The 14,488-nt window shown below is 68.4% G+C and carries 11 protein-coding genes and 1 pseudogene; 11 read left to right on the forward strand and 1 reads right to left on the reverse strand.

Annotation, left to right across the window (positions count from 1 at the left end):
• Window positions 1-725, forward strand: a pseudogene (locus tag K6I34_RS16685) (ABC transporter family substrate-binding protein); the annotation flags it as partial.
• Between the two features lie 434 nt (window positions 726-1,159).
• Window positions 1,160-3,064, forward strand: a complete 1,905-nt coding sequence (typA, locus tag K6I34_RS16690) for a translational GTPase TypA (protein ID WP_229326911.1) — start codon at window positions 1,160-1,162, stop codon at window positions 3,062-3,064.
• 82 nt (window positions 3,065-3,146) lie between these two features.
• Here the strand turns inward: typA and K6I34_RS16695 are convergent, their stop codons facing one another.
• Window positions 3,147-3,680: a GNAT family N-acetyltransferase gene (locus K6I34_RS16695; RefSeq protein WP_229326913.1), complete on the reverse strand. Its 534-nt coding sequence runs from the start codon at window positions 3,678-3,680 to the stop codon at window positions 3,147-3,149.
• Between the two features lie 435 nt (window positions 3,681-4,115).
• On the opposite strand from K6I34_RS16695, the gene K6I34_RS16700 reads away from it, so the two are divergent.
• The 9 genes from K6I34_RS16700 to K6I34_RS16740 form a co-directional block, all read left to right on the forward strand.
• The gene (locus K6I34_RS16700; RefSeq protein ID WP_229326920.1) at window positions 4,116-5,753 is read left to right on the forward strand and encodes an ABC transporter substrate-binding protein; all 1,638 of its coding nucleotides are present in this window, start codon (window positions 4,116-4,118) and stop codon (window positions 5,751-5,753) included.
• A gap of 186 nt (window positions 5,754-5,939) precedes the next feature.
• On the forward strand, window positions 5,940-6,863 hold the full coding sequence (locus tag K6I34_RS38670; RefSeq protein WP_229326922.1) for an ABC transporter permease: 924 nt from the start codon (window positions 5,940-5,942) through the stop codon (window positions 6,861-6,863).
• A gap of 34 nt (window positions 6,864-6,897) precedes the next feature.
• Window positions 6,898-7,830, forward strand: coding sequence for an ABC transporter permease (locus tag K6I34_RS16710; protein WP_229326924.1), 933 nt, complete (start codon window positions 6,898-6,900; stop codon window positions 7,828-7,830).
• Between the two features lie 12 nt (window positions 7,831-7,842).
• Complete coding sequence (locus tag K6I34_RS16715) at window positions 7,843-8,928, forward strand: ABC transporter ATP-binding protein (protein ID WP_229326926.1); 1,086 nt, start codon at window positions 7,843-7,845, stop codon at window positions 8,926-8,928.
• Window positions 8,921-9,979: an ABC transporter ATP-binding protein gene (locus K6I34_RS16720; RefSeq protein ID WP_229326928.1), complete on the forward strand. Its 1,059-nt coding sequence runs from the start codon at window positions 8,921-8,923 to the stop codon at window positions 9,977-9,979. The genes K6I34_RS16715 and K6I34_RS16720 overlap by 8 nt, the downstream gene beginning before the upstream one ends.
• 210 nt (window positions 9,980-10,189) lie before the next feature.
• A complete protein-coding gene (locus K6I34_RS16725; RefSeq protein WP_229326930.1) occupies window positions 10,190-11,806 on the forward strand; it encodes an ABC transporter substrate-binding protein in 1,617 nt (538 codons plus the stop codon).
• An 18-nt stretch (window positions 11,807-11,824) separates the two neighbouring features.
• Complete coding sequence (locus K6I34_RS16730) at window positions 11,825-12,748, forward strand: ABC transporter permease (RefSeq protein WP_229326932.1); 924 nt, start codon at window positions 11,825-11,827, stop codon at window positions 12,746-12,748.
• Window positions 12,741-13,712 (forward strand): ABC transporter permease, encoded by a 972-nt coding sequence (locus K6I34_RS16735; RefSeq protein WP_374230943.1) that lies wholly within the window; start codon window positions 12,741-12,743, stop codon window positions 13,710-13,712. The genes K6I34_RS16730 and K6I34_RS16735 overlap by 8 nt, the downstream gene beginning before the upstream one ends.
• Before the next feature lie 12 nt (window positions 13,713-13,724).
• On the forward strand, window positions 13,725-14,488 hold a 764-nt coding region (locus K6I34_RS16740), incomplete at its 3' end, for an ABC transporter ATP-binding protein (protein WP_229326934.1).

A 14,488-nucleotide genomic window follows, 5' to 3' on the forward strand; every position in this document is an offset into this window, starting at 1 on the left:
GTCCCGGGGGGCCGGGGGAGGACGACGCGGACGCCGCCGAGAACTACGACGACGCGTCGGCCGAGCCCGTCGACGAGTCCTCCGCGGAACGGCAGGAGGCGCCGTCGGACGACGAGAAGGCGGTCCGCAGGGCGGCCCGTAAGGCGGCCCGCCGGGACGCAGGTAGCGGCGGCCGGGCCGCGGCGGTGCCGGTGCGGATGAAGGACGGCAAGAAGCTCACCCTCCGCTTCGTCCTGCCGGACGGCGCGGGCACCGAGCAGCAGCGGGCCGTGGGCGAGCGCATCGCCCGGCGCCTCGACGCGGTGGGCATCCGCACGGAGATCACCAAGGTCGCCGACGCGGGCTATTTCAAGGACCACATCGCCGCGGGGACGTACGACCTGGCGCTGTACTCCTGGCCCGCCACGCCTTTCCCCTCGACCGACGCCCGGCCCGTCTTCGCCAAGCCGCGGCCCGCGGCGGACGGCTCGCTGCTCGTGGAGCAGAACTACACGCGGGTCGGTACGGACCAGATCGACCAGCTCTTCGAGGAGGCGTCCACGGAGCTGGACGCGGACGTCTCGCGCGATCTGGTCGACCGGGCGGACGCGCGCATCTGGGCCGCGGCGGGGTCGCTGCCGCTCTACCAGCGACCGGAGGTGGTCGCGGCCCGGGCCACCGTCGTGAACGGCGGCGCGTTCGGGCTGGCGAGCCCGCGCTACCAGGATCTGGGCTTCCGGGCTTGAGTTCTGTTGTCTTTCGGGTGCGCCTGATGGTGGTGCCTCTTGCGGTGGGCGCGCGGCCGCGGGTTGCCTGTGGCGCTGCGCCCACCGGGCTGCGTCTTGCGCTGCGCGCGCGTCTGCCGGCCGGTGGGGGCTGGTCGCGCAGTTCCCCGCGCCCCTGACGGGGCACAGCCCCGACGGGTTCGCTCCCGCCCCTGGCCGGGGGTCCGGGGGCGTAGCCCCCGGGAAAAACTTCTCTCCCAGCTCGGCCACAGGGCCCGGGGCGGAGCCCCGGAGAAACGGTAACCGCAGGTCAGCGGGGTACCCCATGGCCTGAGGGAGCCGAAAGCGGCGCGGGCCCGTACCATGGGAGAGGCCGTGGCGTGTACTGCCCGGCAGGGCGCGCGTGCCGGACCGTACGCGCCGCCATCCACGATTCCGGGAGAAGCGCCGCAAGTATGCCCACGCGCCACGACATTCGTAACGTCGCCATCGTCGCCCACGTCGACCACGGCAAGACGACCATCGTCGACGCCATGCTCAAGCAGGCGGGTGCCTTCGCCGCGCACCAGCTCGACTCCGTGGACGACCGCGTCATGGACTCGAACGACCTGGAGCGTGAGAAGGGCATCACGATCCTCGCCAAGAACACGGCGGTGAAGTACCACCCCAAGGACGGCGGGGCCCCGATCACGATCAACATCATCGACACCCCCGGCCACGCCGACTTCGGTGGCGAGGTCGAGCGCGGTCTGTCGATGGTGGACGCGGTCGTGCTGCTGGTCGACGCCTCCGAGGGCCCGCTGCCGCAGACCCGCTTCGTGCTCCGCAAGGCGCTCCAGCAGCGGAAGCCGGTCATCCTGTGCATCAACAAGACGGACCGCCCTGACTCCCGCATCGACGAGGTCGTCAACGAGACGTACGACCTCTTCCTCGACCTGGACGCCGACGAGGACCAGATCGAGTTCCCGATCGTCTACGCCTGCGGCCGTGACGGCATCGCCTCGCTGACCAAGCCGCAGGACGGCACCGTCCCGGCGGACAGCGAGAACCTGGAGCCGTTCTTCTCCGCGATCCTGGAGCACGTCCCGGCCCCGACGTACGAGGAGGACGCGCCGCTCCAGGCCCACGTCACCAACCTCGACGCCGACAACTTCCTCGGCCGTATCGCGCTGCTCCGCGTCGAGCAGGGCGAGCTGCGCAAGGGCCAGACCGTCGCGTGGATCAAGCGTGACGGCACGGTCTCCAACGTCCGCATCACCGAGCTGATGATGACCGAGGCCCTCACCCGCAAGCCCGCCGAGGTGGCCGGCCCGGGTGACATCTGCGCCGTCGCCGGTATCCCCGACATCATGATCGGCGAGACCCTGGCCGACCCGGAGAACCCGGTCGCCCTCCCGCTGATCACGGTCGACGAGCCCGCGATCTCCATGACCATCGGCACCAACACCTCGCCGCTGGTCGGCCGCGGCGGCACGGGCAAGGGCGCGGACGCCAAGTCCGCGGTCAAGGACCGCAAGGTCACCGCCCGCCAGGTCAAGGACCGTCTGGACCGCGAGCTGATCGGTAACGTCTCGCTGCGCGTCCTGGACACCGAGCGCCCCGATGCCTGGGAGGTGCAGGGCCGCGGTGAGCTGGCGCTGGCCATCCTGGTCGAGCAGATGCGCCGCGAGGGCTTCGAGATGACCATCGGCAAGCCGCAGGTCGTCACCAAGCAGGTCGACGGCAAGACGCACGAGCCGGTCGAGCGCCTCACGGTCGACGTGCCCGAGGAGCACATGGGCGCCGTCACCCAGCTCATGGGCACCCGCAAGGGCCGTATGGACAACATGTCCAACCACGGCTCCGGCTGGGTCCGCATGGAGTTCGTCGTCCCGTCCCGCGGCCTGATCGGCTTCCGTACGGAGTTCCTGACGAACACCCGCGGCACCGGTATCGCCCACTCCATCCACGAGGGCCACGAGCCGTGGTTCGGCGAGCTGAAGACCCGTAACAACGGCTCCCTGGTCGCCGACCGCGCCGGTGCCGTCACCGCCTTCGCGATGACGAACCTCCAGGAGCGCGGCGTCCTCTTCACGGACCCGGGCACCGAGGTGTACGAGGGCATGATCGTCGGCGAGAATTCCCGCGCCGACGACATGGACGTCAACATCACCAAGGAGAAGAAGCTCACCAACATGCGCTCCTCCTCCGCCGACTCCTTCGAGGCGATCGTCCCGCCGCGCAAGCTGTCGCTGGAGCAGTCCCTGGAGTTCTGCCGCGACGACGAGTGCGTCGAGGTGACCCCGGAGGCCGTCCGCATCCGCAAGGTCGTCCTGGACCAGAAGGAGCGCGGCCGCACGGCGTCCCGCGCCAAGCGCTGAGGCCGCTGACGCGCCGACAGTCCGCACGGAGGCCCGGTTCCCCCACTTCAGGGGAGCCGGGCCTCCGGCGTTTCCGGCCGGTTCACCGGACGGAGTCCCTCCAGAGCACTTCGCCCTCGGACATCGTGTCCGTCGCGCTCAGGCCGAGCGCCCGCGCGATACCGATCGATGCCTCGTGCCGCGGGTGGATGTGCGCGGTCAGGCCGCCCACGCCGTGCGCGCGCAGCCAGCCGGCCATGGCCAGCGCTCCCTCGCGCCCGTAACCGTTGCCCTGGTGGTCGCTGCCGATCACCCAGGCGAGTCCGGCCTCGGTCCCTCCCTCGTCCGGGTGGTGGAGGGTGGCCTGGACCGTGCCGACGAGCCGCCCGTCCGCGAGGCGCCGCAGCATCCAGTTCAGCCAGCCCTGCCTGCCGTCCGGGGACTGCCCGGCCGACTGCCGGCGGTACTTGGCCGCCAGCTCCTCGAGTGAGGACGGCGCCCCGCCGGTCCACTCGTGCAGTCGCGCGTCGTCGAAGAGCGTCACCGCCTCCGGCGCGTGCTCGACCCGCAGTGGTTCGAGCCGGAGGCGTGAGGTCGTGACAGAAATGGCGCTCGGCCAGGTGGTTGTGTCGGACACGACGCAGATGGTAGCCATCGAGTGCTGGTCGTCCGGGCGGTGCCGCTGATCGCGTCGGTGGACCGGAGGATTCTCGTCGCCATGGGCGACAACGCGTCACATGTGAATTCGCCGGTGTCCGTATAGCGGACAGAATTCGGCTGCTGTTGTGTTAACAGTCCGTTTCGCGGGTGTCTGTCTGTCCTCGCTTTGTCCGGATTTCGGACATGGGAGTGTGATCGATGTGACCAAAGCGAGACCCTTTAAGTGTGGTTTACAAGCCTGAACTACTCAATAGTTGGGTTCATCGAGCTCGGGTCAATGGGTCACGCGCTGTGGGGAGCGCCGACTCACGAGCACACTGAGGTGCCGGTTCCGTCTCCGCTGTCAGGGGTGTCAGCGTGGGACCGGCGCCTCTCTTGGTAGTGACCAGTGGACTCCTGAGGAGGCATACCCATGCGCGGTGTCAAGAGCGCCAAGTGGGTCGTCGGGGCGATAGTCGTGGCCATGGCCGCGACTGCCTGCGGTGGCAGTGACAGCAAGAGCGACGGCAAGGGCGGCGCGACGTTCCGGCTCGGTATCACGGAGCCGACCGCGATCGACCCGTACAACGCCCAGGAGTCCGAGGGCTCGCTCGTCACGCACAACCTGTTCACCGGTCTGTACAAGGTGAACACCGACGGCACCCTCAAGCCCATGCTGGCCGTCTCCAGCACCCCGAACGACAAGGGTGACGAGTGGACCTTCGAGATCAAGAAGGACACCAAGTTCTCCAACGGTGAGCCGGTCAACGCCGAGGCGTTCATCCGTGGTTGGACCCGCGCCGCCGCCAAGGCCTCCGCGTCCGACGTCGCGTACCACATGAACGAGATCGACGGCTTCAAGGACCTCAACTCGGGCAAGAGCGACAAGTTCTCCGGCCTGTCCGCCACGGGTGAGTACACCCTGAAGGTCAAGCTGTCGACGCCGGACTTCGAGTTCGTCAAGCGCACCGCGCACTCCGTCTTCAGCCCGGTCCCGAAGGTCGCCGGCGCCGGTGACAACAAGTCGTTCAACGACGCGCCGATCGGCAACGGCCCCTTCAAGATGGAGGGCAGCTGGCAGCACAACCAGAAGATCACGCTGGTCCGCAACGACGACTACGGCCTGGACAAGGCCAAGATTGACAAGGTTGAGATCTCCATCCTCAACCCGTCCAGCGGCGTCACCCTGGAGTACAAGGGCTTCGAGTCGGGCCAGTTCGACTGGGCCCGTATGCCCACCCCGCAGATGCCGGTCGCCAAGGCCAAGTACGACCCGCAGAAGGAGTGGCTGAAGTACGACTCCAGCGGCATCAACTACATCCAGGCGTTCAACCAGGAGTCACCGCTGAACTCGGCGGACGCCCGTAAGGCCATCTCCTACGCGATCGACCGCGAGCAGATCGCCAAGGGTGTCTTCCAGGGCCTCTACGAGCCCGCGACCTCTCTCCTGCCGCCGACCTTCAAGGACGTCTACAAGGCGGACGTCTGCTCCTCCTGCGTCAAGCAGGACAAGGACAAGGCCAAGCAGTACGCCGAGAAGGCGGGCCTGAAGCCGGGCGACACCCTCGACTTCGGCTACAACACCGGTTCGGGCCACGAGGAGTGGGTCCAGGCCGTCGCCAAGCAGGTCGAGGACGTGCTCGGTCTCAAGGTCAAGCTGAACGGCCTGCCCTTCAAGGAGGCGCTCGCCAAGCAGCAGGAGAAGGGCGCCAAGGGCATCTGGCGCCAGGCGTGGTCCGCGGACTACCCGACCGCCGACAACTTCCTCGCCCCGCTGCTGTCCACCGAGGGCATCAACCCGGACGCCAACGGCAAGGCCATGGGCGACAACCGCGGCCGCTACAGCAACCCGAAGTTCGACGAGATGCTGGTGAAGGCCCGTCAGACCAAGGACGCCGCCGAGCGCGCCAAGGTCTACCAGGAGGCCGAGAAGCTGGCGGTCGACGAGGACCAGGCGCTGCTTCCGCTGTGGAAGCGCTCCCAGTACCGCCTGGCCAACACCAAGAAGTTCGACGGCCTGGAGATGAACTTCCAGGAAGAGCCGAACCTCGCCGAGATCAGCCCGAAGTAACCCTCACCATCCAGCCACTTCCGTGAAGGTCGTGGGAGCCGCGGACCGGAAGGTCCGCGGCCCGCGGCCGTCGCCCGGCACACCCGCACGACGCCCACAAGGCGGTGCGGCGGCCGGGTCGCCTCCCTCTTCTCACGAGGCGGCGGAGCACGCCCCACGGCGGCAGCAAGTCAAGGAGGCAGCAACGTGGGCAAGTACGTGATCCGGCGGATCGGGCAGATGGTGATCGTCCTCTTCGGTGCGACACTCATTCTGTTCGCCTGCCTGTTCGTTCTCCCGGGAGACCCGGTCGGCTCGCTCGGCGGTGACAAGGCGCGCGACCCCGCCGTCGTGGCGGAACTGCGCCAGCGCTACGGCCTGGACAAGCCACTCATCGAGCAGTACGGCACCTACGTCGGGAACCTCGTCACGGGTGACCTCGGCGAGGACTACACCCAGCGGCGCGAGGTGACCGAGGTGCTCGGGCCCAAGCTGCAGAACACCGCCAAGCTCGCCCTCGCGGCCATCGTCCTCGACGTGGTCATCGGCATGCTGGCGGGTCTGATCGCGGCGCTGTTCAGATACTCCTTCTGGGACGTACTGGTCACTCTGCTGACCACCTTGGCCATCGGCTTCCCCAGCTTCGTCATCGGTGCCATCTTCCAGAGCACGTTCTCCGTGAAGCTGGGCTGGTTCCCGCTGATCTCCGACGGCACCTTCAACTCGATGATCATGCCCGCGATGACGCTGGCCATCATCGACGCCGCCCTCGTCGCCCGCCTGATGCGCGGCACGATGCTGGAGGTGCTGCGCGCCGACTACGTCAAGACGGCCGTGGCCAAGGGCCTGCCGCGGCGCACCGTGCTCTTCAAGCACGTCCTGCGCAACTCGGTGATCCCGGTCGTGACCTACATCGGCATCTCCTTCGGTGGCCTCCTCGGCGGTGCGCTCATCACCGAGGCGATCTTCAACTGGGACGGCATCGGCTTCGCGCTGGTCACCGCGATCCAGCAGCAGAACAACCCGATCATCGTCGGCGTCGTCACGTACGGCGTGGCCGTGTTCGTCATTCTCAACCTGCTGGTCGACCTGCTCTACGCGATGCTCGACCCGCGGATTCGTCTCAGCTGACCGCCCCGGTCAACCCCGTTCTAGGAGTCACCCAATGACTGAGCTCGCCAAGAGCCAGGGGCCGGGCGCCGCGACCGCAGAGCCCGCACCCGCCGCCGCGACCGGCACCGCCGAGCCGGCACCCGCCCGCATCACCCAGTGGGGCGAGATCCGCCACCGCTTCGTCGCCAACCGCCTCGCCGTGGTCGGCCTCGTCCTGGTGCTGCTGCTCTTCCTCACCGCGGCGCTCGCGCCGCTGATCGCCACGCACGACCCGTACGCGCAGGACCTCACCAACACGCTGAAGTCCCCCAGCGGGGACCACTGGTTCGGCACCGACGCGCTCGGCCGCGACCAGTTCTCCCGCGTCATCTACGGCAGCCGCATTGCCGTCGTCGTCGGTCTCGCCTCGATCTTCCTGGCCTGCCTGATCGGCCTGGTGCTCGGCGCGCTGGCCGGTTACTTCGGCAAGACGGTCGACACGGTGATCATGCGCATCGCCGACATCTTCTTCGCCTTCCCGCTGCTCATCGGCGCCATCGTGATCATCCTGGTGATGGGCCGCGGCGTGATGCCCGTCATCCTCTCGCTCGCCATCTTCAGCTGGGCGACCGTCTCGCGACTGCTGCGCAGCAGCATCCTGTCCGTCCGCGAGATGGACTATGTGACGGCGGCCAAGGCGCTCGGCGCGAGCACGAGCCGGATCATCGTCCGGCACATCATGCCGAACTCGATCGCCGCCGTGATGTCGTTCGTCGCCTTCAGCGTCGGTACGGCCATCGTCGCCGAGGCGTCGCTGTCCTACCTGGGCGTCGGCGTGAGCCCGGAGGTCCCCGAGTGGGGCAACATGATCTCCGCGGCGAAGGACAACATGGGCGTCAACGACTTCCTCTGGGTCTACCCCAGCATCGCGATCGTCCTGACGGTGCTCGGTTTTGTGTTCGTCGGCGACGGGCTGCGTGACGCCCTCGACCCGAAGCTGCGGTAGGAGAACGTCCCGATGACCACCAACGAAAAGTCCGCCGGGAAGGCCGCCGAGAAGGCCGCCGAGAAGACCGGCAAGGCGGCGGCCGAGGGCGAGAAGTCCACGCCGCTGCTCGAAGTGCGCGACCTGCACGTCGAGTTCAAGACCCGCGACGGCGTCGCCAAGGCCGTCAACGGCGTGAGCTACAGCGTCGACGCGGGCGAGACCCTCGCCGTGCTCGGCGAGTCCGGCTCCGGCAAGTCCGTCACCGCCCAGGCCATCATGGGCATCCTCGACTCGCCCCCCGGGCGGGTCGCGGGCGGCGAGATCCTCTTCCACGGCCAGGACATCCTGAAGCTGCCGGAGAACGAGCGCCGCAAGCTGCGCGGCCCGAAGATGGCGATGATCTTCCAGGACGCCCTCTCGGCGCTCAACCCCGTCTTCTCCGTCGGCAACCAGCTCGGCGAGATGTTCCGGGTGCACCAGGGCCTGTCCAAGAAGGACGCCAAGGCCAGGGCCATCGAGCTGATGGACCGCGTGCGCATCCCGGCCGCCAAGCAGCGCGTGAACGACTACCCGCACCAGTTCTCGGGCGGTATGCGCCAGCGCATCATGATCGCCATGGCCATGGCCCTGGAGCCGGACCTGATCATCGCCGACGAGCCGACCACGGCCCTCGACGTGACGGTCCAGGCCCAGGTGATGGACCTGCTCGCGGAGCTCCAGCGCGAGTACAACATGGGCCTCATCCTCATCACGCACGACCTCGGCGTGGTGGCGGACGTGGCCGACAAGATCGCCGTGATGTACGCGGGCCGGATCGTCGAGACCGCCCCCGTGCACGAGCTCTACAAGCGGCCCGCGCACCCGTACACCCGCGGTCTGCTGGACTCGATCCCGCGCCTGGACCAGAAGGGCCAGGAGCTCTACGCGATCAAGGGCCTCCCGCCCAACCTGCTGCACATCCCCACCGGCTGCGCCTTCAACCCGCGCTGCCCCGTGGCGCAGGACGTGTGCCGCAAGGACATCCCCGAGCTGCACCGGGTGACGGAGCAGGACGGCACCGAGCTCGACGGCCGCGGCAGCGCGTGCCACTTCTGGAAGGAGACCATCCATGGCTGAGCCGGCCAAGCAGGCGGCGGAGCAGCGGGAGCCGATCCTCCAGGTCCGCAACCTCGTCAAGCACTTCCCGCTCACCCAGGGCCTGGTGCTCAAGCGGCAGGTCGGGGCGGTCAAGGCCGTCGACGGCATCTCCTTCGACCTCTACAAGGGCGAGACGCTGGGCATCGTCGGCGAGTCCGGCTGCGGCAAGTCGACCGTCGCCAGGCTGCTGATGACCCTGGAGACGGCCACCTCCGGCGAGGTCTTCTACAAGGGCCAGGACATCACCAAGCTGTCCGGGCGCGCCCTGAAGGCCGTGCGCCGCAACATCCAGATGGTCTTCCAGGACCCCTACACCTCGCTGAACCCGCGGATGACGGTCGGCGACATCATCGGGGAGCCCTTCGAGATCCACTCCGAGGTGGCCCCGAAGGGCGACCGGCGCAAGCGCGTCCAGGAGCTCCTGGACGTCGTGGGCCTGAACCCGGAGTACATCAACCGCTACCCGCACCAGTTCTCCGGCGGCCAGCGCCAGCGCATCGGCATCGCCCGCGGCCTCGCGCTCAACCCGGAGATCATCATCTGCGACGAGCCGGTCTCCGCGCTCGACGTCTCCGTGCAGGCGCAGGTCATCAACCTGATGGAGAAGCTCCAGGACGAGTTCGACCTGTCCTATGTCTTCATCGCCCACGACCTGTCCATCGTCCGGCACATCTCCGACCGCGTCGGCGTGATGTACCTGGGCAAGATGGCGGAGATCGGTACGGACGAGGAGATCTACGAGCACCCGACGCACCCGTACACCCAGGCGCTGCTCTCCGCGGTGCCGGTGCCGGACCCGGAGGTGCGCGAGGGCCGGGAGCGGATCATCCTCACCGGCGACGTGCCCTCCCCGGCCAACCCGCCGTCCGGCTGCCGCTTCCGCACCCGCTGCTGGAAGGCGCAGGACAAGTGCGCCGAGGAGCTGCCGCTGCTGGCGGTCCCCGAGCTCTTCAAGGGCAAGGAGACGGCGGCGGCGCACGAGTCGGCGTGCCACTTTGCCGAAGAGCGGCAGGTCGTTCCCGCCGCGTAGTTCTTCGTCCGCGGGTGCGTTGCGCGGGGCTCCGCCCCGGACCCCGGTCCTCAAACGCCGGACGGGCTGATTTTCAGCCCGTCCGGCTTTCGTGCGTCCGGCGGTCACGCGTATGGGCGGTTTCCGCGCCGTCCAGCCTGCATAAGGCCCATTAAAGCCATAAATCAGTGTTATCTCGTTCCAGGCGAGGCTGAGGACGAGGAGTACTCCATGCGGGGAGTCGCGCGGGCCCGGTGGGTCGTGGGTGCGGTGGCGGTGGCGCTGGCCGCCGCGGGCTGCGGGGGGACGGCCGGTGAGAGCAAAGGGGTCGTCCGGGCCTCCTGGGGCGACCCGCAGAACCCGCTGGAGCCCGCGAACACCAACGAGGTCCAGGGCGGCAAGGTGCTCGCGATGCTCTTCCGCGGCCTCAAGCGCTACGACCCGAAGTCCGGCGCCGCCGAGAACATGCTCGCCGACAAAATCGACACGTCCGACCAGCAGAACTTCACCATCACCCTGAAGGACGGCTGGACCTTCAGCAACGGCGAGAAGGTCACGGCGAACTCCTTCGTCGACGCCTGGAACTACGCCGCGAACCTCGACAACAAACAGAAGAACGCCTCGTTCTTCGAATACGTCGAGGGCTACGACAAGGTTCACCCCGTCAGCGGGAACGCCACCGCGAAGACCCTCTCCGGGCTCGCCGTGAAGGACGAGCGGACCTTCACCGTACGGCTGCGGACCAAGTTCTCCACCTGGCCCGACACCCTTGGCTACGCCGCCTACTCCCCGCTCCCCAGGGCCTTCTTCGACAATCACGCCGCCTGGCTCAAGAAGCCCGTCGGCAACGGCCCGTACACCATCGACTCGTACCACAAGGGCTCGGCGATGCGGCTCACCCGGTGGGACAAGTACCCCGGCCCCGACAAGGCCCGGAACGCGGGGGTGGAGCTGCGGGTCTACACCGACAACAACACGGCGTACACCGACCTCCAGGCGAGCAATCTCGACCTGGTCGACGACATTCCCAGCACCCAGCTCAAGAATGTGAAGAAGGACCTCGGCGACCGCTACATCAACCAGCCCGCCGGCATCATCCAGACCCTCGACTTCCCGATGTACGCACCGAACTGGTCGAAACCCGGGCTGGAAAAGGTCCGCCGCGGCCTGTCCATGGCCATCAACCGCGACCAGATCACCGAGCAGATCTACCGGAAGACGCGCACCCCGGCCACCGACTGGACCTCGCCCGCCCTCGGCGAGGCGGGCGGCTACAAGGCGGGCCTGTGCGGCGACGCCTGCGGCTATGACCCCGCCACCGCGAAGAAGCTGATCCAGGAGGGCGGCGGGCTGCCCGGCGGCGGGATCACCCTCACCTCCAACGTCGACACCGGCTCGCACCGCATGTGGATGGACGCCGTCTGCAACAGCATCAACAACGCCCTGAACAGCGACCGGGCCTGCACGGTCAACCCGGTCGGCACCTTCGCGGACTTCCGCAACCAGATCTCCGAACAGCGGATGACCGGCCCCTTCCGCTCGGGCTGGCAGATGGACTACCCGCTCATCCAGAACTTCCTGCAGCCGCTCTACTACACCGGCGCCTCCTCCAACTACGGGAAATTCTCCGACCCGCGGTTCGACAACCTCGTCGACGAGGCCAACGCCGAGAGCTCGGCGGACGCCGCCAACGCCAGATTCCAGGACGCGGAGAAGATCCTGGCCGACCTGATGCCCGCCATTCCGCTCTGGTACCAGAACGGCAGCGCCGGCTATTCCGAGCGGGTCTCCGACGTCACCCTCAACCCCTTCAGCGTCCCCGTCTACGAACAGATCAAGGTCAGCTGACGAGCACTCGGAGCCCCCATGGGACGGTATGTGATCCGGCGGCTGCTCCAGATGATCCCCGTGTTCATCGGCAGCACGTTCCTGATCTTCTTCATGGTCTACGCCCTGGGCGACCCGGTCGCCGCGCTCTTCGGCGACAAGGCGCCCGACCCCGCGACCGCCGCGCGCATCCGCGCCGAGCTCTATCTCGACCAGCCCCTGTGGAAGCAGTACGGGCACTACATGGGGCAGATCCTCAGCGGTGAATTCGGCACGGCCTTCAACGGCCAGAAGGTCACCGAGCTGATGGCCGACGCCTTTCCCGTGACCCTGCGCCTCACGCTCGTCGCCATCGCCGTCGAGATCGTCATCGGCATCGTGCTCGGCGTCCTCAGCGGACTGCGCCGCGGCCGCTCCGTGGACACCACGGTCCTGCTGCTCACCCTGGTCGTCGTCTCCATCCCCACCTTCGTCAGCGGCTACGTGCTGCAGTTCCTGCTGGGCGCCAAGTGGGGGTGGGTGTCGCCCTCGGTCTCGCCCGAGGCCCGGCTGGACGAGCTGATCCTGCCGGGCGTCGTCCTCGCCCTCACCTCACTGGCGTACGTGACGCGGCTGACCCGTACCTCCGTCGCGGAGAATTCCCGCGCCGACTACATCCGCACGGCCGTCGCCAAGGGCCTGCCGCCCCGCCGGATCATCGGACGGCACCTGCTGCGCAACTCCCTGATCCCCGTCGTCACCTTCATCGGCACCGACGTCGGGGCGCTGATGGGCGGCGCCATCGTCACCGAGCGGATCTTCAACATCCACGGCGTCGGCTACCAGCTCTACCAGGGCATCCTGCGGCAGAACTCCCCGACCGTGGTCGGCTTCGTGACCATCCTGGTGCTCGTCTTCCTCATGGCGAACCTGCTGGTCGACCTCCTCTACGCCGTGCTCGACCCGAGGATCCGCTATGCCTGACCGCACCGATCCCCTGCGGACCCCCGACCCGGACCACGAGGACGTCATCACCCCCGCGGGCGGCGGCGCGATGAGCCTCGCCACCAGCGAGGCGGAGACCCTCGAACCGGTCAGCGGCAAGGCCCGCAGCCTGTGGTCCGACGCCTGGCACGACCTGCGCCGCAACCCCGTCTTCGTGGCCTCCGCGCTGATCATCCTCTTCCTCGTCCTCATCGCCCTCTGGCCCGGGCTCATCGCCAGTGGCAACCCGCTGACCTGCGACCTCGCCAAGGCCCAGGACGGCCCGGCGCCCGGCCACCCCTTCGGCTTCGACGCCCAGGGCTGCGACGTCTACACCCGCACCGTCCACGGGGCCCGCGCCTCCATCACCGTCGGCATCTGCGCCACGGCCGGGGCCGCCCTGCTCGGCAGCGTCCTCGGCGGCCTCGCCGGCTACTACGGCGGCTGGTGGGACGCGCTGCTCTCCCGGCTCGCCGACGTCTTCTTCGGCATCCCGATCATCCTCGGCGGCCTGGTCTTCCTCTCCGTGGTGCCCAGCGGCTCGCTCTGGCCCGTCGTCGGCTTCATCGTGCTGCTGGGCTGGCCGCAGATCGCCCGTATCGCCCGCGGCTCCGTCGTCACCGTCAAACAGAACGACTACGTCCAGGCCGCGCGGGCCCTCGGCGCGGGCGACAGACGGCTGCTGCTGCGGCACATCGCGCCCAACGCCGTGGCCCCCGTCATCGTCGTGGCCACCATCGCGCTCGGCACCTACATCGCCCTGGAGGCCACGCTCTCCTTCCTGGGCGTCGGCCTCAAGCCCCCCACCGTCTCGTGGGGCATCGACATCTCCAGCGCCTCCGTCCAGATCCGCAACGCCCCGCACATGCTGCTGTGGCCCGCGGGGGCGCTGAGCATCACGGTGCTGGCGTTCATCATGCTCGGCGACGCCGTACGCGACGCCCTCGACCCCAAACTGCGCTGAGGAGCCGGACGAATGCAGCAGGAGCACCACGAGCACCGGCCGGTCCTGCTGGACGTCCGGGACCTCCAGGTGGAGTTCCGCACCCGCGACGGCGTCGCCAAGGCCGTCAACGGCGTGAGCTACAGCGTCGACGCGGGCGAGACCCTCGCCGTGCTGGGGGAGTCCGGCTCCGGGAAGTCCGTCACCGCCCAGGCCGTCATGGGCATCGTCGACTCGCCGCCCGGCTTCGTCACCGGCGGCCAGGTCTTCTTCCGCGGCCAGGACCTGCTGACCATGCCCGCCGAGACGCGCCGCCGGCTGCGCGGCGCCAAGCTGGCCATGATCTTCCAGGACGCGCTCTCCGCCCTCAACCCCGTGCTGAGCGTGGGCACCCAGCTCAGCGAGATGTTCGAGGTGCACGAGAGCATGACCCGCAAGGACTCCCGGGCCAAGGCCGTCGAACTGATGGAGCGCGTGCGCATCCCGGCGGCCAAGGACCGCGTGAACGACTACCCGCACCAGTTCTCGGGCGGTATGCGTCAGCGCATCATGATCGCGATGGCGATCGCCCTGGAGCCGGACCTGATCATCGCCGACGAGCCGACCACGGCCCTCGACGTGACGGTCCAGGCCCAGGTCATGGACCTGCTGGCGGAACTGCGCCGCGAGTACGACATGGGCCTCATCCTCATCACGCACGACTTGGGCGTGGTGGCGGACGTGGCCGACAGGATCGCCGTGATGTACGCGGGCCGGATCGTGGAGACGGCACCGGTGCACGAGCTGTACAAGAGGCC

Origin of the sequence: Streptomyces sp. UNOC14_S4, assembly GCF_020740835.1 — a bacterium.
Taxonomy (GTDB): Bacteria; Actinomycetota; Actinomycetes; order Streptomycetales; family Streptomycetaceae; genus Streptomyces.

Bases quoted from the DNA above. Each gene is read 5' to 3' on its own strand.
- typA (WP_229326911.1), top strand. From the start codon at position 1,160: ATGCCCACGCGCCACGACATTCGTAACGTCGCCATCGTCGCCCACGTC.
- K6I34_RS16720 (WP_229326928.1), top strand. From the start codon at position 8,921: ATGGCTGAGCCGGCCAAGCAGGCGGCGGAGCAGCGGGAGCCGATCCTC.
- K6I34_RS16730 (WP_229326932.1), top strand. From the start codon at position 11,825: ATGGGACGGTATGTGATCCGGCGGCTGCTCCAGATGATCCCCGTGTTC.
- K6I34_RS16715 (WP_229326926.1), top strand. From the start codon at position 7,843: ATGACCACCAACGAAAAGTCCGCCGGGAAGGCCGCCGAGAAGGCCGCC.
- K6I34_RS16700 (WP_229326920.1), top strand. From the start codon at position 4,116: ATGCGCGGTGTCAAGAGCGCCAAGTGGGTCGTCGGGGCGATAGTCGTG.
- K6I34_RS16725 (WP_229326930.1), top strand. From the start codon at position 10,190: ATGCGGGGAGTCGCGCGGGCCCGGTGGGTCGTGGGTGCGGTGGCGGTG.
- K6I34_RS16710 (WP_229326924.1), top strand. From the start codon at position 6,898: ATGACTGAGCTCGCCAAGAGCCAGGGGCCGGGCGCCGCGACCGCAGAG.
- K6I34_RS16735 (WP_374230943.1), top strand. From the start codon at position 12,741: ATGCCTGACCGCACCGATCCCCTGCGGACCCCCGACCCGGACCACGAG.